Origin of the sequence: Bacillus cereus group sp. MYBK30-2 (genome assembly GCF_051915945.1) — a bacterium.
GTDB lineage: Bacteria > Bacillota > Bacilli > Bacillales > Bacillaceae_G > Bacillus_A > Bacillus_A paramycoides.
The window spans coordinates 22,725-45,898 of sequence record NZ_JBQAFR010000009.1; the positions used below are offsets into that span (position 1 = coordinate 22,725).

The window sequence follows — 23,174 nt, forward strand, 5'->3', positions numbered from 1 at the left end:
TTTAGCTGAAAGCGATAAATAATACACCAGCTGTAATAAAGACTACACCAATACCAGTCATAAAGTTTAACTTTTCACCCAATATAATCATCGCGAGAATAATGGAAAATACTACACTTAATTTATCGATAGGTGCTACTTGTGAGACCTTTCCTGTTTTTAGTGCAAGAAAATAAAATAGCCATGACGAAGCACCAGCGATTCCACTTAATGTGATAAATAGCAGTGCTTTTTTATTTAGGAGGACATCACCGATATTTTGAAATTTACCTTGAATAATAATAACTCCTACCATAAATAATGCCATAATAATAGAGCGAATAGTTGTTGCAACGTTGGCATCGATTCCGTCTAAGCCAATCTTTCCAAAAATAGATACGAGGGCGGCAGCAATTGCTGATAATAGTGCGAATAATAGCCATGAACTCATAGTGAAATTCCTCCAATCTTACATTATTATACATGAAAATCATTCTCATGTATAAATAATGAAATAAACCCCCACCTTATATTTTTAATAAGGTGGGGGTTTATTATGCTACTCTGCGATTTCTTCATATAAAAAGTACGTTACATTATAAATATGTTCTACTTCATCGTCTGTCATAAATAATAATTCGTCACGTTCAATCCCTTTTTTCTTTTCAATAAACTCAATCATGTTTTTTCGCTCTTCTCTTTTCATCAATTTTATTTCTCCCCTCATCTGTTTTAATACAGTTTATTTAAGTTACTGCTATTATATAACAGAATCTTTAGAAAGTTCCACCTATTTTATTGTTTTTTTCAAAAGAACTTTTCGACAAAACAAGCCCACTTAAAAGGCTTGTTTTCACTTTGTTCCGCTATTTATGGGAGTCGGAGTGCTCGTAAAAGCCCGATTGATGTGGACTAATAATTAGTAGGAGAACACTGATTAAAGTTTCACTTTAAAGTCGTAAAAACTCGGGATTGGTCGTACCGGCACTATCGATGTAATAAATTGTGTCGGGATTGATTTTAATTAGTACATAATTAGGATCTTCCGCACCAAGTAACCAGCGTTTTAAGCTATTAGTCCAAAATTTATTTTTTAGCGTTTGATCTTCTTCGATGGAAGCTATACCTTCAACTTCAATGTAAGCTTCATCTAATTTCTTTCCTTCTCGCCCAAGTAGTACATGTACATTTGGATTCTTTTCGATATCTGTTATCTTTTTTGAATTTCGATCTGTTGCAACATATAGTACAAAATCTTCGTGGAAAAACATCATAAAGGCGCCATGTGGCTTATCGTTACGTACAGTAGATAATACACCTGTTCGTTGACCTTGAATAATAGTTGCGATTTTTTCTTTTAAGTGCATGCTTTTAACCTCTTTTCAAATTTTTAATTCTTTCTGTCTAAACAAGACAATTTAAATATCTTTCATACTGTTTTCATCAATCGTATTTTTTAAACGTAATTGTGATGAAATCGGACAAGTTAGGAGAAGAATAATAATAATATCGAGGAGAGATACATACGATGGAAGGGTGGAAAGCATGTTTAATAAAATATTTCTTATAGTAGCGCTTATAGGTGTACCACTTTCTGTACTCGGAAAAACACTTCATTGGCCTCAAACAATTATGTTTGCTGTATATTGCATTACTATTATCGCATTAGCGGGTTTTATGGGGAGAGCAACAGAAAGTTTAGCAATCGTTTCTGGGCCCCGGATAGGTGGCTTATTGAATGCAACTTTTGGTAATGCTGTTGAACTTATCATTTCAATTTTCGCACTTCAGGCAGGGTTAATTGAAGTAGTGTTAGCATCTTTAACTGGTTCTGTACTTGGAAACTTACTGTTAGTAGGAGGGCTATCCTTCTTTATAGGAGGCCTTAAATATAAAAGACAAAGCTTTAATGTTTACGATGCAAGGCATAATTCAGCTTTATTAATATTTGCTGTTGTCGTAGCCTTTGTTATTCCAGAGATTTTTTCAATGAATATGGATGCTGGAAAGACGTATCAATTAAGTATTGGTGTTTCTATTATCATGATCATTATGTACCTTGCTGCCTTGCTATTTAAGTTAGTTACGCACCGCGGTGTATATCAACATAAAAGTGATGAAGTGGCGCACGAGGAAGAGCCTGAGTGGTCAAAAGGTAAAGCGCTACTCATTTTAGCGATAGCAACAATTGCGGTAGCTTATGTTTCAGAGGCACTCGTACATACTTTTGAAACGGTCGCAAAGTCATTTGGCTGGTCAGAGCTATTTATAGGGGTTATCATCGTTGCGATTGTTGGTAATGCAGCAGAACATGCATCTGCAATTATTATGGCGTATAAAAATAAAGTGAATATCGCAGTTGAAATTGCAGTAGGTTCTACATTACAAATTGCGATGTTTGTTGCTCCTGTATTAGTACTTCTTTCAATGTTTTTTGCTCAAAAGATGCCGTTAGTATTTACGATACCAGAACTTGTTTCCATGATTACAGCTGTTTTCTTAACTATTGCTATTTCAAATGATGGGGATACAAACTGGTTTGAAGGAGGCACTTTACTAGCGGCATACGTCATTATGGGAATTGGTTTTTATTTATTATGAAAAATAGGGATAACAATGAGTTTGAGGGAAAACAATAAATACAGTAATTTATATACCTTTACGTAGGAAGGAGCCAGACAGGTGAAACGAGTGTACAGCATATGTCTTTCAACTATGGTCTCGTTTATTTTATTATTTCCTAACAGTAGTTTTGCAAAGACGACAGTAGAAGTAAAAATGCCTTCATCTGTTTTAAATATTTCAAAAGACAATACATTTCCAAATGATGCACAAGATTTACCACGTTTACAACCGAGTAAGTTTGCTCAAGAATTATTGAAAACAGCAAATATTAAAATTGAAAATCCAGATTTAATTCGTATGTTTAATGAAACGACGATTTCGAATGCACCGCTTGCAGTAGGGTACCGCGCGAAAATTTATTTAGGTCAATGGGCATTAAATTATGAATCAATAGATACATCAATTAATTGGGAATACAAGCAAGTAAATCGAAATATATACGATAATCGTGGAGGGGATCGATTATATCCACTTCGCTACAAGCAAGAAACTCAAAAGACAATCGAAGGCGATTTAACCGCAGATATGAAAGATGCCTCAGATGTGAAAAAAATGATGCTTTTAAAAGCGCTTGAAAAAGTGCAATTGCCACTTTCATTTAAAACAACTATTGGTTATGGTACTGGGCATGAGCGCGTGTATAATATTAGTCCAAGTCAACTTGGATATTTATATGCGTATACACCGGCGGTAAATGAAAAAGGAAAAGTGACATTTGGGGAAGTATACCTCGTGTTAAAAGGAAATCAAAAAAGGCTTGTCGTGAAAAATATTACATCTCAAGGGATTGGAGCCGCGATTCCAATTCATGATCATTTATTTTTTAAGTTTGTTTCTTCATCGCATTCACAATGAAATAAAAAACGTCAGCATATAGGCTGACGTTTTTTATTTATAACATAATGTTTGATGTTTTTGATAAGAAATCTTCTTTCGGATAGTAGCTATTTTTTACAAGAACATTTGGTCCAAGACATTTCACAGCAGGACAATGACAACTTAATGATTTTGCTGTTTTTGAGTCACACCATTTGTCGTAAGCTTCTTGTAGTGTATTTGTTTGTATATTACCTAGAAGAGGAACGTCACCGAAATCGGTCACGATAATATTTCCGTCGAAAATATTTGCGTTTAAACGGGAACGGCCATCTGGATCGTTACGGACAGTTACATTTTTACTCTCATGTAATTTCTTTAGTGTAACTAAATCGCGTTCATCATCACTGCATGCATAGAAAGGTAATGTACCGAATAACATCCAGACATTTTCATCACGAATTTCCAGTAAATGTTCAATCGCATTTCGAATTTCGTCTTTTGTTAAAATTTCAAGTGTGCTAGCGAAGTCACTCGGATACATTGGATGCACTTCATGACGTTTACAGCCCATTTCTTCAACGATTTGACGATGAATATGTTCAATGTGTGGTAGGGTTCGTTTGTTCAGCATAGTTTCGGCTGATACGAGTACACCTGCATCTGATAGAGCTTTACTATTTGTAATCATTCTTTCGAATAATTTTGCGCGTTGTTCATAAGTAGGTTTACGCTCCATCATTGCAAATCCGCCTTCAACGAAGTCATCAATTGTTCCCCAGTTATGTGAAATATGCAATACATCTAAGTAGGGAATAATTTGTTCGTAACGTGCTAAATCTATAGTTAAGTTTGAGTTGATTTGAGTGCGAACGCCGCGTTCATGGGCATATTTTAAGAGTGGTGTTACATAGTTGTCGACGGATTTTTTTGAAAGCATAGGTTCTCCGCCTGTAATACTTAAAGAACGCAAATAAGGAATCTCATCTAATCGTTTTAATAAAAGCTCCATCGGAAGCGGATTTGGATCTTTCGGCTGTAATGTGTAACCAACAGCGCAATGCTCGCAACGCATATTGCATAACGTCGTCGTTGTAAACTCAACGTTTGTTAATAGTAGTTTGCCGTACTCTTCAAGGTCCATATACGCTTCCCATGGATCGTAAGAAGGAGTAATCGGCTTCATTATTTGTGATATCGTCATATGAAATACTCCTTTGACTATTGAAATAACAATTTGTCCATTCTCTATAATAGAAGAATATGTGCTTTTTATAAAGTGAAACTTTTTTGTAAAAAAAGAGAGAAGGCTTACATTATAATAAATTACTGTGACAAGATTGATGAAATTTCATGCCCATAGCAATCATTTTTGCGGTATAATAAAAGCAACTCGAATTAAAAGGAGAGTGCCTTCATGGGAAAAGCAATTCAAGATAAAGATTCACAATTAGTATATTTGAAAGAACGTTTAAATATGTTCATTGAAGTAATTGATACGATTGAACCCGAAGAGGTAGAATTAGAAGATGTAGATCGTCTTCTTGCAATGTTAGATGAACTAGAATTGAAATGTGAGCAATTTAAAAAAGACGAATAATATATTGAAACGGTTGCCAATGTAGAGTTGGCAGCCGTTTTTTTGTAAGGAACTTGTTTGATTAAATAGAAGGAATATAGAAAAAAAGGTATAATCAAGTTGTGAAAAATTTCATTAAACCTTTAATGGCGTCAAATAAATAAAAAGCTGAAGAGTATAACAATGGAATTTTCATTTCATAACGTTTTGGTAGCGTTCACAATTGAGGGGGAAGTAACAATGGAAAAGCTTCAAGAAAGCATGTATCAACTAATTGTTGAAACGTCAACGAACTTACCGAAAGATGTTCGTCGCGCAATTCAACAGGCGAAAGAACGAGAAAATGCAGGAACTCGCTCTGCAATGGCACTTGGCACAATTACAAATAACATCAAAATGGCAGATGATAATATCTCGCCAATTTGCCAAGATACAGGGATGCCAACGTTTAAAATTTATACACCGGTTGGTGTGAATCAATTGAAGCTGAAGGAAGCTATCTATAGTGCGCTTGAGCGGGCAACAAAAGATGGTAAACTTCGTCCGAACTCTGTTGATTCTCTTTTTGGAGACAATAGTGGAAACAATTTAGGACCAGGTACACCTGTTATTAAGTTTGAACAATGGGAAAAAGATTACATTGATGCGCGTTTAATTTTAAAAGGTGGCGGCTGTGAGAATAAAAATATTCAATATAGCTTGCCTTGCGAAATAGAAGGACTTGGACGAGCTGGACGTGATTTAGAAGGAATTCGTAAATGCCTTCTTCATGCGGTATATCAAGCGCAAGGCCAAGGGTGTAGCGCAGGGGTAATCGGCGTCGGTATCGGGGGAGACCGCACATCAGGTTACGAATTAGCAAAAAATCAACTATTCCGTACATTAGATGATGTAAATCCAGTTCCAGAATTACAAAAGCTTGAAGAGTACGTATTGGAGAATGCGAATAAGCTTGGTATTGGTACGATGGGATTTGGCGGAGAAACAACTTTACTAGGTTGTAAAATCGGAGTATATAATCGCTTGCCAGCTAGCTTCTACGTATCTGTTGCGTATAATTGTTGGGCATATCGTCGTCTTGGCGTAACAATTCATCCTGAAACAGGGGAAATTATGGACTGGTTATATCAAGAAGGTGAAGATACACTTCAGCAAGACGCTGCGCAAGAACAAACAGAGCAACGTGAAATCGTATTACAAGCTCCAATTACAGAAGAGCAAATTCGTGAACTTCGTGTTGGGGATGTTGTTACAATTAACGGTATGATGTATACAGGACGTGACGCAATTCATAAACACTTAATGGATAATGATTGCCCAGTAGATTTAAATGGACAAATTATTTACCACTGTGGTCCAGTTGTAGTGAAAGATGAAAACGACAATTGGAAAATTAAAGCGGCAGGTCCAACGACAAGTATTCGTGAAGAGCCATATCAAGGTGATATTATGAAAAAGTTCGGTATCCGTGCTGTAATTGGTAAAGGCGGTATGGGTGCGAAAACATTAGCGGCATTAGAAGAACACGGTGGTGTGTACTTAAATGCAATTGGTGGTGCGGCACAATATTATGCTGAATGTATTAAAGAAGTGAAAGATGTTGATTTCTTACAATTCGGTATCCCAGAGGCAATGTGGCATTTACGTATCGATGGTTTTAAAGCAGTTGTAACGATGGATTCTCACGGTAACAGTCTACATGCTGATGTTGATAAAACATCACTTGAAAAATTAGCGAGCTTTAAAGAGCCTGTATTCAAGTAAGTAGAAATGCATCTCGAATTATTCGAGGTGCATTTTTTGGTATATATAGAAAAACATGTTCAGCATGAAAGAAAGAGCAATAACAGAAACTACAGGTACGATTATATATGGAAAGGAGACTATTTATGAAATATAAATGGTTATATATAGGTCTCATTTTTTCAATTATGATGGCACTTGTTCCAGTTTCAGCATTTGCTTATACGAATACACCACATAACTGGGGAATCCCACGCCCTAAAAATGAAACGGTGCCAGATGCAGGGAAATTATATACAGAATTACTACAAAAAAATGGCGGTTTTTACTTAGGGGATACAAAGAAAAAAGACATATATTTAACGTTTGATAATGGGTATGAAAACGGATATACAGGAAAGATTTTAGATGTACTGAAGGAGAAAAAAGTACCAGCAACTTTCTTTGTGACGGGACATTATATAAAAACACAAAAAGATTTACTATTAAGAATGAAAAATGAAGGACATATTATTGGTAATCATTCTTGGAGTCATCCTGATTTTACAGCTGTAAATGATGCAAAACTTCGTGAAGAATTGACTAGTGTAACGGAAGAAATAAAAAAAGTAACAGGACAAAAAGAAGTGAAATATGTACGTCCTCCGCGAGGCGTGTTTAGTGAAAGAACGCTAGCTCTTACGAAAGAAATGGGATATTATAACGTGTTTTGGTCGCTTGCATTTCTTGATTGGAAAGTAGATCAGCAAAGAGGATGGCAATATGCTCATAATAATGTAATGACTATGATTCATCCAGGGTCTGTTTTGTTACTTCATGCGATATCGAAAGATAATGCAGAGGCACTAGCGAAAATCATTGATGATTTGCGCGAGAAAGGGTATCATTTTAAAAGCCTAGATGATTTAGTAAAAAGCAATCAACCGTAAGCATGTATGCTTGCGGTTTTCTCATGCTATAATGATGTGTAAAAAGGATGGGGAAACGTATGTGGAGCGAACATGTTACGTTAGAATATCCGTACCACTTTGAAGAAGTGCTAAAGCGCTTATCTTTCGACCCGTTAAACGTCATTCAGTTAGACGAGAAAGTAATTTATATCCCGCTTTCTATAGACGAAGAACAGATTGTTGTTCGGTTGCAAGGGATTGGTACTGTTCAAAATCCACAGTTTTGGATCTCTAGTCAGACAGGAGATCAAGAGAAAGTAATGAAACGAATGAGGTCCATTTTTCACTGGAATGACCCGTTTCAAAATATACAAAATCATTTTTTAAACACATCATTACGTCCACTATTTGAAACATATGCTTATACTCCAATTATTTTAGAGTTTGATTATTTCGCTTGTCTTCTTCGTTGTATTATTCATCAACAAATAAATTTGAAATTTGCTACTGTGCTAACAGAGCAATTTGTAAAACGATATGGGACAGAAAAAAACGGCGTTTTATTTTTCCCAACACCAGAAAGAGTAGCGAATATTCCAATAGAGGAATTGAGAGAGCAGAAGTTTAGTCAGCGAAAAGCTGAATATATGGTAGGATTAGCAAAGCGTATTGTCGACGGTAAATTAGATTTAGCAAGGATAGAAAACGAAACAGAAGAAGAAGTATCGGCACAATTGTTACCAATAAGGGGTATTGGAGCATGGACAGTACAAAACTTTTTAATGTTTGGGCTTGGACGGAAAAATATGTTTCCGAAAGCAGACATAGGGATTCAGCGTGCACTTCAAGGTGTATTCCAATTAGAGAATAAGCCTGATGATGCATTTTTAGAAAAAATGAAACAAGAGTGTGAACCATATTGCAGTTATGCAGCGTTATATTTATGGAAAAGTATAGAGTAGAGGTGTAATAATGATACAAAAGCAACAAGAGAGTAAGTTGGAAGTTGGTCAAACGTTTCCTGTGACAATTAAACGTCTTGGGATTAACGGAGAAGGCGTTGGTTATTTTAAGAGACAAGTTGTTTTCATTCCAGGGGCATTACCAGGAGAAGAAGTTGTTGCTGAAGCAACGAAAATTCAGCGTGGCTTCGCTGAAGCGAAAGTGAAAAAAGTTCGTAAATCATCACCACATCGTGTGAAAGCACCATGTTCAGTATATGAGGAGTGTGGTGGCTGTCAGCTACAACATTTAGATTATAAAGAACAATTAAATCAAAAGCGTGATATCGTTGTACAAGCATTCGAGAAGTACATGAAGAATAGTATGGAAGAGAAAATCCGTCCGACACTTGGTATGGAAAATCCATGGCATTATCGTAATAAGAGTCAATTACAAGTGGGACGTAAAGATGAAAAGGTTATTACAGGATTATATAAACAAAACTCACATCAGTTAATTGATATTTCTCATTGTATGATTCAACATAAAGCAACGAATGAAGCGACAAAAGTTGTAAGACGTATATTAGAAAAATTAAATGTCTCTATTTACAATGAGAAGAAGCAAAAAGGTTTAGTACGTACAATTGTGACACGTACTGCAGTTCAAACAGGGGAAGTACAAGTCACACTTGTTACAACAAAAGAAGAATTACCGAATAAAGAGCAATTTATCGCAGAAGTACAAAAACAGATGCCAACTGTTAAATCAATTATGCAAAACGTAAACTGGCGTAAAACATCTGTTATTTTCGGTGATAAAACATTTAAATTAGCAGGAAAAGAAGTAATTCAAGAAACACTTGGCGATTTATCATTTGAACTATCAGCTCGTGCTTTCTTCCAACTAAATCCAGAACAAACAGTTGTTTTATACGATGAAGCGAAAAAAGCAGCCGCTTTAACTGGAAGCGAGAAGATTGTGGATGCATATTGTGGTGTTGGTACAATCGGCCTTTGGCTTGCGAATGATGCAGCGGAAGTACGTGGTATGGATGTAATTCCAGAAGCAATTGAAGATGCAAAGAAAAATGCAAAACGCCACGGATTCACAAATACAAAGTATGAAGCTGGTAAAGCGGAACAATGGTTACCGAAATGGGTGAAAGAAGGCTGGCGCCCAGATGTAATTGTTGTTGATCCACCGCGTACAGGTTGCGATGATAAATTACTTGAAACGATTTTAAAAGTAAGACCGAAACAAGTTGTTTACGTATCTTGTAACCCGTCATCGTTAGCACGTGATGTGAATGCATTAATGAAGAGCTATGAAGTGGAATATGTACAACCTGTTGATATGTTCCCGCATACAGCTCATGTGGAGAATGTGGTTAGATTAACGTTGAAATAGAAGAATTAAAAATGTTGATGAAGTAACAATATGTTATAGTTCCCTCATATGGCAAAGCTATATGAGGGATTATATTTTTGGGCCTATTAAAGGCAAGGAGAATACGATGAACAATTATAAATTAACGATTCAGTATGACGGTGCGCGGTATAAAGGGTGGCAACGTCTTGGTAATAATGATAATACGATTCAAGGGAAAATCGAAAGTGTAATATCTGAAATGGTCGGGAAAGAAATTGAGATTGTCGGCTGTAGTAGAACGGATGCTGGTGTACATGCTTTGAATCAAGTAGCTAACTTTAAGAGTGATGAGAAGTTAGTGGAACATAAAGTGAAAAAGTATTTAAATCAATATTTACCAAACGATATTAGTATTACGAATGTAGAAGAAGTGTCAGATCGTTTCCATGCTCGTTACAATTCTAAAGCAAAAACATATCTTTATAAAATTTGGAATGAAGAGCATACGAACCCATTTATGCGTAAATACAGCATGCACGTTAATAAAAAATTAAATGTGAAAAGCATGAAAGAAGCTGCCAAACATTTAGTTGGTTCACATGACTTTACTGCTTTTTCAAATGCGAAATCAAAGAAAAAGTCTATGGTTCGAGAAGTATATACGCTTGAGGTTTCCGAAGAGGCAGGATTTGTACAAATTAGAATAAGTGGTAACGGATTCCTTCATAACATGGTGCGAAAAATTGTTGGAGCATTAATTGAAGTTGGATTAGGACAATTAGATGCAGAAGCAATTCCATACATTCTAGAGGCGAAACAGCGTAATCAAATTAATTGTCTTGCTGAGGCGAGTGGTTTGTATTTGGAGAATGTTGAATTTTAATAATAAGTAAAAAATCGAGCTGATAAGGCTCGATTTTTTTTGTACTTTGGAATTAAGAAGATTTCTCTCTCTTCATACGCAACTTCAAATTCCAAAAAGCAGCAAGCATAATAGCTGCGAACGAGCCGCTAATTGTTCCTAATAGCTTTGCATAAGGAAAGCTGCTCATATCAGTATTAATGAATAACATCATACATAGAACGGCAGGGAGAAGGTATAAGTATTGTAATAACTTTAACTTTTTATCATTACTCATATATATCGCCTCTTTCTAGCATGTTATATGTTTATTATAACATATTTTACCAAATGTTAACTTGCACTTGGAGAAAGGTTCATTTCATATGTGTAAATGCAGTTTTTTAATTCGATATTGTAAATTTTGTCTACTCAATCCTAAAAATTTTGCGGCTTGTGAGATATTACCATTATTCTCTTTAAGAATTTGATTGATGTAGTTCTTTTCCATTTCTTCTATTGTGTGCTTTAAAGTTTTAGGTGCATCAGTATTGTGACTAGTTAGGGAAGCTTGCATATTGAATTCTTTTTTTATTAGTTCGCGAAAGCGAGTTGGTATATGAAAAGCTGTAATGATATGTTCATCTTCTATTAAGTTCATTGAACCTTCAATTATATGTTCCAATTCCCGTACGTTTCCAGGCCAATCATATGCATAAAAAAATTCTTTTACAGTTACATCTACATCCGTTACGCCGAGCCCAAATTGAATGTTATACTTTTCGATAAAGTGCTGAACAAGAGCTGAAATATCTTCTTTTCGTTCCCGTAAAGGTGGAAGGCATAAAGTAACGACGCTTAATCGGTAATATAAATCTTCCCTTAATCGATTGTGTGTAATAGCTTCAAGAGGGTCTTCATTAATAGTTGCTATAATACGAACGTCGATTTCTTTTTCTTGTGTGCCTCCGATTCTTCGTATTGTTTTCTCTTGTATAGCTCGTAGTAATTTAGCTTGAAGTGCTGGGCTTAATGAGTTGATTTCATCTAATAACAAAGTTCCTCCATTTGCTTCTTCAAATAACCCAGGTTTATCTATTGCCCCTGTAAATGCACCCCGGTTTGTACCGAATAATAGGCTTTCCATTAAGGTTTCTGGTATAGCAGCACAGTTTTGTGAAATAAACGGTTTGGTTGAACGTTGGCTTTCATTATGGATGCTTTGTGCAAATAGCTCTTTGCCAGTCCCTGTTTCTCCTACGAGAAGTATGGATGAGGGAGTACGAATTACTCTCTTTGCTTCTGCAATGACCGATTGAATAGCTCTAGAATTACCGATTATGTGATTAAAGGTAAACTTAGTATTTTGTTTTCGAGAAAGGTTCGTTTTCATTGTTTGTTTTAAGTGACTAATCTCTTTTGAAATTTCAATAGCGCCTTTAATTTTTCCGTTTTCTATTATAGGGAAAGTATCGTTAATCGTCGTAATTTCTTGCCCTTTATTGTTAAAATAAGTTTGTTTTATATTTTTGTTTGTTTTTCCAAGTTTTAATGCCTCTATAAGAGTACTATTTTTATTTTTTTCAAATGCAAATACGTCTAAAGGGTTTTTATATAGCACATCTGAGCAATCCATTGATTCAATTTCCATCATTTTGCGGTTATAGATAATCGTTTTACTTTCCTCATTAATAATATGAATCCCGATATCGAGTTCATTGAGTAAAGTTTCATATAGCATATTCATTTCAATAATTTGTTTAACATTAATTTCTTCTGTATGCATGTATCATCTTCTCCTCGTTTCACCCTATGAAGACTGACTTTTTATAATTTTATTAAAATTCTTATAAAATCGCAAAATTTTTTGCCATTTTTCTCTTAAAACTTTTCAAACGATAGAAAAATTTTGCGGTTAGGCAGATTTTTTTGAGCCAAACTCTCATTTTATATACGAATTGGAGATTGGTACGTATTTTGCATAAATAATAGTCGAAATCTCTAGAGGAGGGAATATGAATCTTTATAGGATATGCAACGTTCCAGTGCCAATTAATAAGAAGGAGGAGTTTATAAAGTGAAGACGGTTATAGAAGGCGTGTATAGTCCTTGTTACGGGAAAGTAGAGAAGTTATTTGTTACTGAAAGTTCTTACGTATACGAGTGGGAGAAATTAGCGTTAATTGAAACAATAGATAAACAGAAAGTAGAAATTAAGGTAGGAATCAGTGGTTATATCGAATCATTAGAAGTAGTAGAAGGACAAGCTATCGCTGATCAAAAATTATTAATAACAGTCAGGGATGACCTTTTAATAACAGGTAGTGATTAATATAAGTGATATGTGTTTTTGCTCTTTTAAATATTTTTTTTCCTATGAAGGATTTTAAAAGCGCTTACATTAAATGGGTTTGCAAAGTGAAAAGGGGGGATTTATATGATGGATCAAAACCAAGGATTAAAAAAAGAATTAAAAAGTCGGCACATATTTATGATTGCACTCGGAGGAGTTATAGGTACCGGACTATTTTTAGGATCCGGTTATACAATTCATGAAGCTGGGCCTGGAGGAGCAATTGTAGCGTATCTTGTTGGTGGATTTGTTATGTATTTAACGATGCTTTGTCTTGGGGAGTTAGCAGTTGCGATGCCCGATGCAGGATCTTATCAAACGTATGCTACAAAACACATTTCTCCCGCAGCGGGTTTTGTAGTGGGATGGATGTCTTGGTTAAACTGGTCTGCTACGATAGCCATTGAATTAATTGCAGTTAGTATTTTAATGAAACGTTGGTTTCCAGATGTACCTTCGTGGATTTGGTGCGTAGTGTTTGCAGTGCTGCTCTTTGCTATTAATGCGCTATCTTCAAGAAGTTTTGCGGAAGTGGAATTTTGGTTTGCAAGCATTAAAGTAATTACAATTATAGCATTTATTATTTTGGGCGGGGCAGCGATGTTTGGTTTTTTAGATATGAAAGGAAATGAACCAGCACCGATGCTTTCTAGTTTTACTGATTATGGTGGATTGTTTCCAAATGGATTAACAGCTATTTTAGTTACGATGATTGCGGTTAACTTCTCCTTCCAAGGAACAGAGCTAGTTGGTATTGCAGCGGGAGAGAGTGAAAATCCAGAGAAAACTATCCCGAAGGCAATTAATAATACAGTTTGGCGCATACTTGTTTTCTTTGTACTATCTATTTTTATCCTTGCGGGATTATTTCCGTGGCAGCAAGCGGGAGTGATAGAAAGTCCATTCGTAGTTGTATTTGATAAAATTGGTATTCCTTATGCGGCAGATATTATAAATTTTGTTATTATTACAGCGGTACTATCAGTTGCGAATTCAGGGCTATATGCAACTTCTCGTATGCTATGGTCTATGTCTAATCAAGGAATGATTAGCCCGATTTTTAGTAAGTTATCTAAAAATGGTGTTCCTATTTATGCATTGATTGTAAGTACAATTGTAAGTTGTCTCTCATTACTATCAGGTATTTATGCGGAAGATACAGTTTATTTATGGCTTCTTTCTATTGCTGGGTTCGGAGCGATATTAGTTTGGGCATCTATTGCTCTATCTAACTTATTAGCTAGAAGGTCATACATTAAGCAAGGTGGAGATGTTAAGGACTTGAAATTTAAAACACCATTGTATCCATTTGTACCACTTCTTGCATTAACATTAAATTTAACAGTAATAGTTGCTATGGCTTTTATCCCAGAACAAAGAATGGCATTATATTGTGGCATTCCATTTATGATAGTTTGTTTACTGTTTTACCGTGCTACAAGAAGTAAGAAAGTTAAAATAGAACGTATTGAAAAGACGAATACAACAGAATTAGAAAGTTTGTAGTGGTGAATTATGTAGAGACTGTAAAATTGTAAACAGTCTCTTTTTTTGTGAAAATAAAGCTGGAAACATACTATGTATGCAAAGGGGAATTAGCGATGAATCAAGAAGTTTCACAGCTGCTAAAACAGATAGATTTAAGAAAAGAAGAGTTAATAGAACTTACAAAAGCATTAATACGTTTTGAGACACCAGCACCACCAGCGAGAAATACAAATGAGGCGCAAGAATTTGTTGCGGAGTTTCTAAGAAAACGAAATTTTAGTATTGATAAATGGGATGTATATCCGAATGATCCGAATGTTGTTGGAGTCAAAAAAGGAGTAGAAAGTGAGTCGTACAAAAGTTTAATTATTAATGGGCATATGGATGTAGCTGAAATATCGACAGATGAGATGTGGGAAACAAATCCTTTTGATCCATTTATTAAAGACGGTTGGTTAGTTGGACGAGGTGCGGCAGATATGAAAGGTGGACTAGCTGGAGCTTTATTTGCTATTCAGCTTTTACAAGAAGCTGGCATTAAACTACCAGGAGATTTGATCTTTCAATCAGTAATTGGAGAAGAGGTTGGAGAAGCAGGGACACTTCAATGTTGCAAAAGAGGTTACGATGCTGATTTTGCAGTCGTAGTGGATACGAGCGATTTACATATGCAAGGACAGGGCGGCGTAATTACTGGATGGATTACTGTGAAAAGTCCGCAAACGTTTCATGATGCAACACGTAGACAAATGATCCATGCTGGAGGACGTCTATTTGGAGCGAGTACGATTGAAAAAATGATGAAAATTGTGCAAGGTTTACAGGAGCTAGAACGTCATTGGGCGGTAATGAAAACATATGAAGGGTATCCATCAGGAACGACGACAATTAACCCAGCGGTTATTGAAGGTGGGCGTCATGCAGCATTTATTGCGGATGAGTGTCGATTATGGATTACAGTTCATTTTTATCCAAATGAAACGCATGAACAAATAATTGAAGAAATAGAAGAGTATATAGGAAAAGTGGCAGCGGCGGATCCATGGTTAAGTGAGAACCCACCACAATTTAAGTGGGGCGGAGAATCAATGATTGTTGATCGAGGTGAGATTTTTCCTTCTTTAGAAGTAGATAGTAATCATCCAGCCATTCAGAAGCTAAGTTCTGCGCATGAAGCTATATTGAATAAAGTCGCAACTTTAGATATGTCTGCTACAGTAACTGATGGGGGATGGTTTAGTGAGTTTAACATTCCAGCTGTTATTTATGGACCAGGTACATTAGAAGAAGCTCATTCTATAAATGAGAAAGTTGAAGTTGAGCAGTTGGTTGAGTTTACAAAAGTAATTATTGCTTTCATATATGAATGGTGTCATACGAAAAAAATAAGAGAATAATACATTTTTTGATTGAACTATTCCAGAGGTAAATGTACACAACATCTGAAATAGTTCTTTATGCTTTCCTATGTTTTTCGTTGGACTTTAGTCAATTTTTCTTTAGCTAATTCAACAGCAATCGCATCATCTAAGTAGCCAATTGGAAAAAGATAATCGGGGATAATGTCTGTTGATAAAATGAAATATAGTAAGGCGCCGCCAAGAATTGCCCGTTCTTCTTCTGAGATGTTTTCCTTGCAAAACTGTTGATACATATCTGTTAATTGTTCAATGAAAGGACCAGCGCTATCAATTTGCTCTAGTTTACTTGCGAAACTTTCATGAATACGTTTTTCACCTTCGGTTGTTTTTGCGTAGCGTTCGTAATTTTCAAGCTCTTGCTTTACGCGAGTCGTTGTGTAATCGAAGTCAAATAAGTTAGAGGACTGTAATGTTTGTTGAATTGTATCAAGAGATGTGTACATATCTGTTTTTTCTTTGTTTATGTGCGGAGAATCAGGATACATTTCATCAAATAACAATTGGGGCGGAACTTGCAGGCATTCTGCAAATTTCTGCAGGTGTTTCTGTTTCGGTTGTTGTTTTCCATTAATAATTCTTGAAATTGTCGCAGGATCAATATTTGTAAGTGTTCCTAATTGTCTCATAGATAAGGCGCGTTCTTTTAATAATTTTTTTATTAATGTACCAAGTCGATCATTTGGATTTTCATTAGACATAGTATAGGCACTCCTTTTTCGAATTTTATTATTGAAAAAATGTTGAGTGTTTATTACAAGTATATGAAACGGACAGGCACAGTTGCTCAACATTTTCATAATATGCATGGAAAAGTGAGAAAAGAGGTGACTGTGCAATGAGTACAGCAGGTTTATTGTCAATTTTATTAATCGGAATTGCTTCTAATTTAGATAATGCGGGTGTAGGGATTGCTTACGGTATTCGTAAAATCCGGATTTCATGGTTTAATAACTTTGTCATTGCATTTTTTGGACTTTTATTTACTTTATTAGCTGGATTTTTTGGGAATTGGATTTCATTATTTATTTCAGATTTTACGGCAAATCTTATCGGGGCAGCTGTGCTAGGAATAATTGGTGTGTTTATTTTATGTCAGCCATTTTTCAGTAAAAAAGAAACAGTAGAAAATAAAGATGATGGTGTACTTATGGGGATTTTACGTAATCCAGAAAAAGCGGATTTTGATGGTTCTAAAACAATTAGTTTTTCAGAGGCACTTGTATTAGGAGTTGCATTGTCAATTAATAATATTGCAGGTGGATTTGATGCAGGGGTAACAAATTTAAATCTTTGGCTTACAGCAATTATTTCTGGGATATTTAGTTTCATTTGCATTAGTGGGTTTGCGTATGTTGGGAAAAGATTTTTAGCGGAATATTTAGGGAAATGGGCAACAGTTATTGCAGGGGTGTTATTAATTCTTATTGGAATAGATCAACTATTATAAGAAAAGTAAAAAGCAATATTCGAGTATTTCCTTGGAAATACATCAAAGGGCTGCATATATCGACAGTAGTTTTTGCATACTAATTATTGAACGCTTTAATGAAAGGGGAATCTATATGGGACGTGGAAAATCATTTGATCATAAGAAAAAAGGTGATCATAAGCCTCCTAAAGGTGCTTTCATTCATAAAGATGTAAATGAACATACTTTAGAAGAAGAAGAGCTACCTGTTAATATTGAAACGTATAAAAATAGTTTGAAAAAACATTAAAAGCACCTACATAGGTGCTTTTTAGCGTATATCTTCAATTAGTTGTTCAGATTCTTCGTGCATGCTGTATTCACTTAAAACTTGAATACAAAGCCATTTTAGCTCTTCAATACTATGCTCAAGTTCTTCAGGAAGCACATGGTGAATATCTTCAAGTCCCATTCCGAAATGAATAAGTTCTAATACTTGATCATCGATGTTCCGATCCATTAATAGTTCAAGCACTTCTAAATTGAATATGTATCGGTGTGCTTCATCGAGTGAAACAACTTTTAGCTTCAAACTTTCTACAATACTCAATATAAAAAGAAGAATTGTTTTTTCAAGAACAGGTTGTTTCGCCATTTGAAATATAAGTTTCATCTTTTACACCTCCACATATAGCGCTAGGTTGTACTATATTATTCAGGAGGGGGGAGCAAATATGCATAATAAAGAGAAACTTTCCTTAATGTTTTTGGGCAGCATATTAATGCCTAGTGGAACTGAAATTTTCATGAAATAAAAAATCCTGCTAGTATAGCAGGATAACTTCCGAATTAAAATATGCTCCAACTTTCTTGAGCAGAAAGGAGTTCAAGAATTTTAAAACCAGCGATACTATTTCCGTTTGCATCTAAAGCTGGTCCGAAGATCCCGATTCCCATTTCACCTTTTACGCAACCGAAAATACCACCGGCTACACCACTTTTCGCAGGGATTCCAACACGTATTGCAAATTCACCAGATTCGTTATACATTCCGCAAGTAACCATAAATGTTTTACAAATCTTTGTAATATGTTTTGGGATAATTTGTTTCTTCTTATATGGATCATATCCGTCCATTGCAAAAATTAAACCAATACGTGCTAAATCGATACAGTTAACCTCAATTGCACATTGACGTGTATATAAATCCATAAGTTCTTCAATATCGCTATCAATAATACCGTTTTGTTTCATATAGTAACAAAGTGAACGGTTTAAGTAAGCTGTCTCTAATTCAGAAGTGGCAACTTTAGAAGAATAATTAATAGTAGGATTATCTGTTATATCACGTACAAATCGAAGAATGCGTTCCATCTTTTCTTCGTTATTATTACCAGCAAGCATACTTGTAATAGCTAATGCACCTGCATTAATCATTGGATTAAGAGGTTTGGAAGGGCTTGTTGTTTCTAGTTTAATAATAGAATTAAATGGATCACCAGTTGGTTCCATTCCGACTTTAGAAAATACATATTCTTCACCACAATCTAAAAGGGCAAGGGCAAGTGTAATTACTTTGGAAATACTTTGAAGAGTAAATAATGTTTGTGAGTTACCAGCATGAATATATTCTGTCTCTTTATGGAAAATGGCAATACCTAAATCATCTGGATTTGCATTTCCTAGTTCGGGGATATAAGTAGCAAGTTTTCCTTTTTTTGTATATGGTTTTACTTGTTCTAACAACTGTTGTAAGTTGTTTGTTTCAATGCACTGCATAGTACCAACGCTCCTATTTCGAATTGACTAAGTTTACTATTCCCGATACGCTCGGAAATAAATAATAACATGAAAAAGTGGAATGATAAAACGAAAGTTATCTGTGCTATAATAAGTTTTTTTGCCTGTATATTTTGTAGTTAGTAAGGAGAATTTCCCTTTTATATAACAGTTTGGAAATAGAAAACTTATCCATAAAAAGTTCGAAAATAAAAACTACACATCTATACAACTATATGTTATTATGGATATGTAATAGAAAGCGTTTTCTAAAGCGTGATTATAATGATAACGATTTCATAAATTTGATAGGGGGAATTAAAATGTTGCAGTTTTTACAACGTATTGGTAAAGCGTTAATGCTTCCAATCGCCGTGCTACCAGCAGCAGGATTATTGCTTCGTTTAGGGCAACCAGATGTATTTGATATTCCTGTTATGGCACAGGCCGGTGCAGCTGTTTTTGATAATTTAGCACTTATTTTTGCAATTGGTATTGCAATCGGTCTTTCAGTTGATGGTAGTGGTGCCGCAGGTCTTGCAGGTGCAATTGGTTATTTGGTTATGAAAAACAGTATTGATGCACTTAGTAAGGGATATTCTACTGCAGAATTACAAGATAAATTAGGTAAAGTTCAAGATTTAATAGGTAATAGCGCAAATGTAGATCCATCTAAGCTTGCAGATACAATGACACAAGTATCTAAGGCAGCCGAATTATCGACTAAAGTGGATATGAAAGTTTTAGGTGGTATTATTGTCGGTGTTATAGCAGGATTCCTTTATAATAAATTCCATAAAATTAAACTTCCAGAATGGTTAGGTTTCTTTGCTGGAAAACGTTTCGTTCCGATTGTTACATCGGTTGTGATGCTAATATTAGGAATTCTATTCGCACAAATTTGGCCAGCAATTCAAAATGGAATCGATGCATTAGCTCATGGAATTGTTAATTTAGGTGCAATTGGTTCAGGTCTATTCGGTCTATTAAACCGTCTATTAATTCCAATTGGTTTACACCACGTAATGAACACATACTTCTGGTTCGTGTTTGGTGACTTTACAAATGCAGCAGGTAATGTTGTAAATGGTGATATAGCTCGTTTCCTTGCAGGGGATAAAACAGCAGGTATGTTTATGACTGGTTTCTTCCCAGTTATGATGTTCGGTTTACCAGCAGCATGTTTCGCAATGATTGCAGCTGCTAAACCAGAAAAACGTAAAATGGTTACAGGTATGTTAGGTGGTCTAGCATTAACTTCATTCTTAACTGGTATTACAGAACCAATCGAATTCTCATTCATGTTCTTATCACCAGTATTATATGGTATTCATGCAGTATTAACAGGTCTTTCTTTATTCATTACAACAACACTTGGCATTCACGATGGTTTCACATTTAGTGCCGGTGCAATTGATTACTTCTTAAACTTTGGTATTGCAACAAAACCAGTGTTACTAGCGGGAATCGGTTTAATTTACGCAGCAATTTACTTCGTAGTATTCTACTTCTTAATTAAGAAGTTCGACTTAAAAACTCCTGGTCGTGAAGATGACGATGAGTTAGTTGAAGATGGTGATGCACCAGTTGCTGGTTCAATTGGTGAAACTTATGTAGCTGCTTTAGGTGGAAAAGACAATTTAACAGTTATTGATAACTGTGCAACGCGTCTACGCCTACAAGTGAAAGATGCAGATTTAGTAAATGAACCAGCATTAAAACGCGCAGGTGCAAAAGGTGTTATGAAATTAAGTAACACAAGTGTACAAGTTATCGTAGGTACAAACGTTGAGTCTGTTGCTGATGATATGAAAAAGCACGTATAAAATAATTAGATAAGAGGATATCCCGAAAGATTGATAATAACGGTCTTTTAGAGGATATCCTCTTTTTTTATGTTGAAAAATAACGTGAATCTTACTTTTGTAAATTTTCTTTTTCTTTTTTGTACATATAGGTTGGTAATATGTTCGGTGCGTGATAAAGTAGGGATGACATAGAATGGAGTGTCTTTAATCTACAGAAATGATGTGGAAAAAGTCTTGTGTAGATGAATTAAATTATCGGTAAATAAGGGGAAAAAGGTAATCATGGATCAGGAAAAAAATACTGTTAATGGGAAAGCAAATCGGTCGATTGTATACATAAAAAGAACAATTATTCTAGCCCTACTATTTTCACTTGTATATTTCATGTATACAAAAATTGTTGCGCATAATAAAAAAGAGGAAACTTTAAAAGCGGCAGCAGAAATGAAGAAACAAGAAGAGATAAAAAAGCAAGAAGAAATGAAAAGGCAAGAGGCTCAAAAACAAAAAGAACTGAAAGAACAGGAAGAACTAGCAAAGCAAGCACAAGTAATTGAGAAGCAGGCAGAAGGACCACCTCAAGAAATTAATGAAAACGCTCAATTGGATCAATATTTGCAGGGCACAGGTTTTAGTGGAACAGCTGTTATTGTGAAGAATGGAAAAGTCCTTTTGAATAAAGGATACGGTATGGCGAATAAAGAGAAACAAATACCGAATAATTCGGAAACGGCTTTTTATATTGGCTCTATCTCAAAGGCGTTCGTAGCAACAGCTATTATGCAGCTGAAAGATCAAAATAAATTACAAGTAGAGGATACAGTTGCAAAGTATATTCCGAATTTCCCTCAAGGTAATGGTATTCAGCTAAAACATTTATTAACACATACATCAGGAATTCCTGAATATGAGCAGGGAAAAGATGATATTTCTCATGAGGAATTGATAAAGCGAATAGGAAACCAAAAGCGTATTGGGGCTCCAGGAGAGAAATGGAAGTATTCAGATTCGAATTACTCCATACTTGCCTACATTGTGGAAAAAGTAAGTGGGCAACCATTAGAAGAATATATTAAACAGCACATCTTTGCTACTGCTGGTATGAAGCATTCTGGTTTTGGTAAAGCGTTAGAACAAACAAGATTCCCATCAACTGGTTATAAAATAGTAAATAATAATATGACAACACCTAATATTCCGAGCATGTCACAATTATATGGTTGCGGTGATATATATACAAGCGCGCATGATTTATATTTATTTAATGAAGCGCTATTCTCTGGAAAATTAATTTCAAAAGAGAGTTACAATCAAATGTTTACAGCTGTGAAGAAGGATTATGGATTTGGATGGTATGTAGATCCGGGAAGTTATTCGAATCACGGTGTAATGCCAGGTTGGAATTGTTTAAATGGATTTAGTAAAAATGGAAGTGTGTATGTTGTTTTATTATCTAACATTCAAAATAACATTAAATCCTTTGGTAAAGTGAATAATGACATTTATACGATGTTACGAAATATAGAAGTGTAAAAGACTGTCCTTTTTGGATAGTCTTTTTTTAAAAGAAGCGCTTGGAAATGATGTGGGGCGTTCACTTGGAACCTATTTTGTGAAAGGGGATATTATACTATTTATAGATGGCGACTTTGTTATTCCAGCTAGTGACTTGTATCCTTTCGCAAAAGCAATTGCAGACGGAAGAGATGTCGCATTAAATGATCTAAACTATTATTTGGATTTACGATCGCCGCTTCATCTTGTAACTGTATTTAAGTATGCATTAAATCTAGCTTGTGATAGGAAATATTTAGGGGTAGGATCTCTCATTACTGTTCCTCATGCGTTTAGTTGTACATGTTGGAAAATAATAGGGTATAAATCCTTAATATCACCTTGTGTAGCGCAAGTAAAGGCTGCGCTTTCGGGTTTTGAAATTGCATGTGTGACTCGTATTGATGTTGATAAGATGAATCGGGTTCGTCCCAGTGAACATTTTGCACGAATAGGGCATCCACCGGCTGTGTTAAGAATAATTGGTGATCATATAGAAGGTCTAGAACAAGTAATTACATTACAAGATACTCGCGGGGGATTTTACGACGGAAATAGAAATAGAGGAGTTATATAG

Annotated in this window: 24 protein-coding genes and 1 pseudogene; 16 read left to right on the forward strand and 9 right to left on the reverse strand. The window is 35.3% G+C overall.

Annotated features, from left to right (window positions below; all coding sequences use genetic code 11):
* Position 1 precedes the first annotated feature (1 nt).
* The 3 genes from ACTFQM_RS25080 to ACTFQM_RS25090 all read right to left on the reverse strand — a co-directional run bounded on the left by ACTFQM_RS25080 (position 2) and on the right by ACTFQM_RS25090 (position 1,346).
* A complete protein-coding gene (locus tag ACTFQM_RS25080) occupies positions 2–430 on the reverse strand; it encodes an EamA family transporter (protein ID WP_002115869.1) in 429 nt (142 codons plus the stop codon).
* A gap of 108 nt (positions 431–538) precedes the next feature.
* A complete protein-coding gene (locus tag ACTFQM_RS25085) occupies positions 539–685 on the reverse strand; it encodes a BH0509 family protein (RefSeq protein ID WP_000817786.1) in 147 nt (48 codons plus the stop codon).
* 244 nt (positions 686–929) lie between these two features.
* Positions 930–1,346, reverse strand: coding sequence for a pyridoxamine 5'-phosphate oxidase family protein (locus ACTFQM_RS25090; RefSeq protein WP_002174716.1), 417 nt, complete (start codon positions 1,344–1,346; stop codon positions 930–932).
* A 178-nt stretch (positions 1,347–1,524) separates the two neighbouring features.
* On the opposite strand from ACTFQM_RS25090, the gene cax reads away from it, so the two are divergent.
* Positions 1,525–2,580 carry a calcium/proton exchanger gene (gene cax / locus ACTFQM_RS25095; RefSeq protein WP_440036740.1) on the forward strand — a complete coding sequence of 352 codons (1,056 nt, stop codon included), beginning with the start codon at positions 1,525–1,527 and terminating at the stop codon, positions 2,578–2,580.
* A gap of 81 nt (positions 2,581–2,661) precedes the next feature.
* Entirely contained in the window at positions 2,662–3,459 is a 798-nt protein-coding gene (locus ACTFQM_RS25100; protein WP_002174718.1) for a YfkD famly protein, read from the forward strand.
* 37 nt (positions 3,460–3,496) lie between these two features.
* On the opposite strand, the gene yfkAB is transcribed toward ACTFQM_RS25100, so the two are convergent.
* Positions 3,497–4,624 carry a radical SAM/CxCxxxxC motif protein YfkAB gene (gene yfkAB / locus ACTFQM_RS25105; protein ID WP_440036742.1) on the reverse strand — a complete coding sequence of 376 codons (1,128 nt, stop codon included), beginning with the start codon at positions 4,622–4,624 and terminating at the stop codon, positions 3,497–3,499.
* Between the two features lie 213 nt (positions 4,625–4,837).
* On the opposite strand from yfkAB, the gene ACTFQM_RS25110 reads away from it, so the two are divergent.
* From ACTFQM_RS25110 to truA, 6 genes are all read left to right on the forward strand, one after another.
* Positions 4,838–5,020, forward strand: a complete 183-nt coding sequence (locus ACTFQM_RS25110; protein ID WP_002174720.1) for an SE1561 family protein — start codon at positions 4,838–4,840, stop codon at positions 5,018–5,020.
* Positions 5,021–5,239: 219 nt separating this feature from the next.
* Entirely contained in the window at positions 5,240–6,763 is a 1,524-nt protein-coding gene (gene fumA / locus ACTFQM_RS25115) for a class I fumarate hydratase (RefSeq protein WP_082148039.1), read from the forward strand.
* Positions 6,764–6,888: 125 nt separating this feature from the next.
* The gene (gene pdaA, locus ACTFQM_RS25120; protein ID WP_002174722.1) at positions 6,889–7,671 is read left to right on the forward strand and encodes a delta-lactam-biosynthetic de-N-acetylase; all 783 of its coding nucleotides are present in this window, start codon (positions 6,889–6,891) and stop codon (positions 7,669–7,671) included.
* Positions 7,672–7,730: 59 nt separating this feature from the next.
* On the forward strand, positions 7,731–8,594 hold the full coding sequence (locus ACTFQM_RS25125; protein ID WP_440036744.1) for a DNA-3-methyladenine glycosylase family protein: 864 nt from the start codon (positions 7,731–7,733) through the stop codon (positions 8,592–8,594).
* Positions 8,595–8,604: 10 nt separating this feature from the next.
* Positions 8,605–9,984 carry a 23S rRNA (uracil(1939)-C(5))-methyltransferase RlmD gene (gene rlmD, locus ACTFQM_RS25130; protein WP_002174724.1) on the forward strand — a complete coding sequence of 460 codons (1,380 nt, stop codon included), beginning with the start codon at positions 8,605–8,607 and terminating at the stop codon, positions 9,982–9,984.
* 106 nt (positions 9,985–10,090) lie between these two features.
* Positions 10,091–10,828: a tRNA pseudouridine(38-40) synthase TruA gene (gene truA, locus ACTFQM_RS25135; protein ID WP_440036745.1), complete on the forward strand. Its 738-nt coding sequence runs from the start codon at positions 10,091–10,093 to the stop codon at positions 10,826–10,828.
* A 52-nt stretch (positions 10,829–10,880) separates the two neighbouring features.
* Here truA and ACTFQM_RS25140 read toward each other — a convergent pair whose 3' ends face one another.
* Positions 10,881–11,084, reverse strand: coding sequence for a hypothetical protein (locus ACTFQM_RS25140; protein WP_002174726.1), 204 nt, complete (start codon positions 11,082–11,084; stop codon positions 10,881–10,883).
* 84 nt (positions 11,085–11,168) lie between these two features.
* A complete protein-coding gene (locus ACTFQM_RS25145) occupies positions 11,169–12,572 on the reverse strand; it encodes a sigma-54 interaction domain-containing protein (protein ID WP_440036746.1) in 1,404 nt (467 codons plus the stop codon).
* Between the two features lie 291 nt (positions 12,573–12,863).
* On the opposite strand from ACTFQM_RS25145, the gene ACTFQM_RS25150 reads away from it, so the two are divergent.
* The 3 genes from ACTFQM_RS25150 to ACTFQM_RS25160 all read left to right on the forward strand — a co-directional run bounded on the left by ACTFQM_RS25150 (position 12,864) and on the right by ACTFQM_RS25160 (position 16,024).
* Entirely contained in the window at positions 12,864–13,118 is a 255-nt protein-coding gene (locus ACTFQM_RS25150; RefSeq protein WP_000859494.1) for a biotin/lipoyl-containing protein, read from the forward strand.
* Positions 13,119–13,223: 105 nt separating this feature from the next.
* Positions 13,224–14,645: an amino acid permease gene (locus ACTFQM_RS25155; protein WP_025148700.1), complete on the forward strand. Its 1,422-nt coding sequence runs from the start codon at positions 13,224–13,226 to the stop codon at positions 14,643–14,645.
* A 95-nt stretch (positions 14,646–14,740) separates the two neighbouring features.
* On the forward strand, positions 14,741–16,024 hold the full coding sequence (locus ACTFQM_RS25160; RefSeq protein ID WP_440036748.1) for an acetylornithine deacetylase: 1,284 nt from the start codon (positions 14,741–14,743) through the stop codon (positions 16,022–16,024).
* Positions 16,025–16,092: 68 nt separating this feature from the next.
* Here the strand turns inward: ACTFQM_RS25160 and ACTFQM_RS25165 are convergent, their stop codons facing one another.
* Positions 16,093–16,746 (reverse strand): helix-turn-helix domain-containing protein, encoded by a 654-nt coding sequence (locus tag ACTFQM_RS25165; RefSeq protein ID WP_048375657.1) that lies wholly within the window; start codon positions 16,744–16,746, stop codon positions 16,093–16,095.
* Between the two features lie 137 nt (positions 16,747–16,883).
* Here ACTFQM_RS25165 and ytaF point away from each other — a divergent pair, with 137 nt between their 5' ends.
* Both ytaF and ACTFQM_RS25175 read left to right on the forward strand, forming a co-directional pair.
* The gene (ytaF, locus tag ACTFQM_RS25170) at positions 16,884–17,495 is read left to right on the forward strand and encodes a sporulation membrane protein YtaF (protein WP_002174731.1); all 612 of its coding nucleotides are present in this window, start codon (positions 16,884–16,886) and stop codon (positions 17,493–17,495) included.
* A 115-nt stretch (positions 17,496–17,610) separates the two neighbouring features.
* The gene (locus ACTFQM_RS25175) at positions 17,611–17,766 is read left to right on the forward strand and encodes a hypothetical protein (RefSeq protein ID WP_000532412.1); all 156 of its coding nucleotides are present in this window, start codon (positions 17,611–17,613) and stop codon (positions 17,764–17,766) included.
* A 21-nt stretch (positions 17,767–17,787) separates the two neighbouring features.
* Here the strand turns inward: ACTFQM_RS25175 and ACTFQM_RS25180 are convergent, their stop codons facing one another.
* Positions 17,788–18,129, reverse strand: a complete 342-nt coding sequence (locus ACTFQM_RS25180) for a DUF3969 family protein (protein ID WP_002174732.1) — start codon at positions 18,127–18,129, stop codon at positions 17,788–17,790.
* 176 nt (positions 18,130–18,305) lie between these two features.
* Positions 18,306–19,235 carry a glutaminase A gene (gene glsA, locus ACTFQM_RS25185; protein WP_002174733.1) on the reverse strand — a complete coding sequence of 310 codons (930 nt, stop codon included), beginning with the start codon at positions 19,233–19,235 and terminating at the stop codon, positions 18,306–18,308.
* A gap of 323 nt (positions 19,236–19,558) precedes the next feature.
* On the opposite strand from glsA, the gene nagE reads away from it, so the two are divergent.
* The 3 genes and pseudogenes from nagE to ACTFQM_RS25200 form a co-directional block, all read left to right on the forward strand.
* Positions 19,559–21,061, forward strand: a complete 1,503-nt coding sequence (nagE, locus tag ACTFQM_RS25190) for an N-acetylglucosamine-specific PTS transporter subunit IIBC (RefSeq protein ID WP_440036751.1) — start codon at positions 19,559–19,561, stop codon at positions 21,059–21,061.
* Between the two features lie 264 nt (positions 21,062–21,325).
* Positions 21,326–22,576 carry a serine hydrolase gene (locus ACTFQM_RS25195; RefSeq protein WP_440036753.1) on the forward strand — a complete coding sequence of 417 codons (1,251 nt, stop codon included), beginning with the start codon at positions 21,326–21,328 and terminating at the stop codon, positions 22,574–22,576.
* Between the two features lie 19 nt (positions 22,577–22,595).
* Positions 22,596–23,174 (forward strand): annotated as a pseudogene (locus ACTFQM_RS25200) (glycosyl transferase); the annotation flags it as partial.

Excerpts from the sequence above, each read along its gene's own strand:
- ACTFQM_RS25125 (WP_440036744.1), top strand. The coding sequence starts at position 7,731 with ATGTGGAGCGAACATGTTACGTTAGAATATCCGTACCACTTTGAAGAA.
- pdaA (WP_002174722.1), top strand. The coding sequence starts at position 6,889 with ATGAAATATAAATGGTTATATATAGGTCTCATTTTTTCAATTATGATG.
- fumA (WP_082148039.1), top strand. The coding sequence starts at position 5,240 with ATGGAAAAGCTTCAAGAAAGCATGTATCAACTAATTGTTGAAACGTCA.
- ACTFQM_RS25085 (WP_000817786.1), bottom strand. The coding sequence starts at position 685 with ATGAAAAGAGAAGAGCGAAAAAACATGATTGAGTTTATTGAAAAGAAA.
- ACTFQM_RS25195 (WP_440036753.1), top strand. The coding sequence starts at position 21,326 with ATGGATCAGGAAAAAAATACTGTTAATGGGAAAGCAAATCGGTCGATT.
- truA (WP_440036745.1), top strand. The coding sequence starts at position 10,091 with ATGAACAATTATAAATTAACGATTCAGTATGACGGTGCGCGGTATAAA.
- ytaF (WP_002174731.1), top strand. The coding sequence starts at position 16,884 with ATGAGTACAGCAGGTTTATTGTCAATTTTATTAATCGGAATTGCTTCT.
- ACTFQM_RS25165 (WP_048375657.1), bottom strand. The coding sequence starts at position 16,746 with ATGTCTAATGAAAATCCAAATGATCGACTTGGTACATTAATAAAAAAA.
- ACTFQM_RS25175 (WP_000532412.1), top strand. The coding sequence starts at position 17,611 with ATGGGACGTGGAAAATCATTTGATCATAAGAAAAAAGGTGATCATAAG.
- ACTFQM_RS25155 (WP_025148700.1), top strand. The coding sequence starts at position 13,224 with ATGATGGATCAAAACCAAGGATTAAAAAAAGAATTAAAAAGTCGGCAC.
- ACTFQM_RS25110 (WP_002174720.1), top strand. The coding sequence starts at position 4,838 with ATGGGAAAAGCAATTCAAGATAAAGATTCACAATTAGTATATTTGAAA.
- ACTFQM_RS25160 (WP_440036748.1), top strand. The coding sequence starts at position 14,741 with ATGAATCAAGAAGTTTCACAGCTGCTAAAACAGATAGATTTAAGAAAA.
- glsA (WP_002174733.1), bottom strand. The coding sequence starts at position 19,235 with ATGCAGTGCATTGAAACAAACAACTTACAACAGTTGTTAGAACAAGTA.
- rlmD (WP_002174724.1), top strand. The coding sequence starts at position 8,605 with ATGATACAAAAGCAACAAGAGAGTAAGTTGGAAGTTGGTCAAACGTTT.
- ACTFQM_RS25080 (WP_002115869.1), bottom strand. The coding sequence starts at position 430 with ATGAGTTCATGGCTATTATTCGCACTATTATCAGCAATTGCTGCCGCC.
- ACTFQM_RS25090 (WP_002174716.1), bottom strand. The coding sequence starts at position 1,346 with ATGCACTTAAAAGAAAAAATCGCAACTATTATTCAAGGTCAACGAACA.
- nagE (WP_440036751.1), top strand. The coding sequence starts at position 19,559 with ATGTTGCAGTTTTTACAACGTATTGGTAAAGCGTTAATGCTTCCAATC.
- ACTFQM_RS25140 (WP_002174726.1), bottom strand. The coding sequence starts at position 11,084 with ATGAGTAATGATAAAAAGTTAAAGTTATTACAATACTTATACCTTCTC.
- cax (WP_440036740.1), top strand. The coding sequence starts at position 1,525 with ATGTTTAATAAAATATTTCTTATAGTAGCGCTTATAGGTGTACCACTT.
- ACTFQM_RS25145 (WP_440036746.1), bottom strand. The coding sequence starts at position 12,572 with ATGCATACAGAAGAAATTAATGTTAAACAAATTATTGAAATGAATATG.
- yfkAB (WP_440036742.1), bottom strand. The coding sequence starts at position 4,624 with ATGACGATATCACAAATAATGAAGCCGATTACTCCTTCTTACGATCCA.
- ACTFQM_RS25180 (WP_002174732.1), bottom strand. The coding sequence starts at position 18,129 with ATGAAACTTATATTTCAAATGGCGAAACAACCTGTTCTTGAAAAAACA.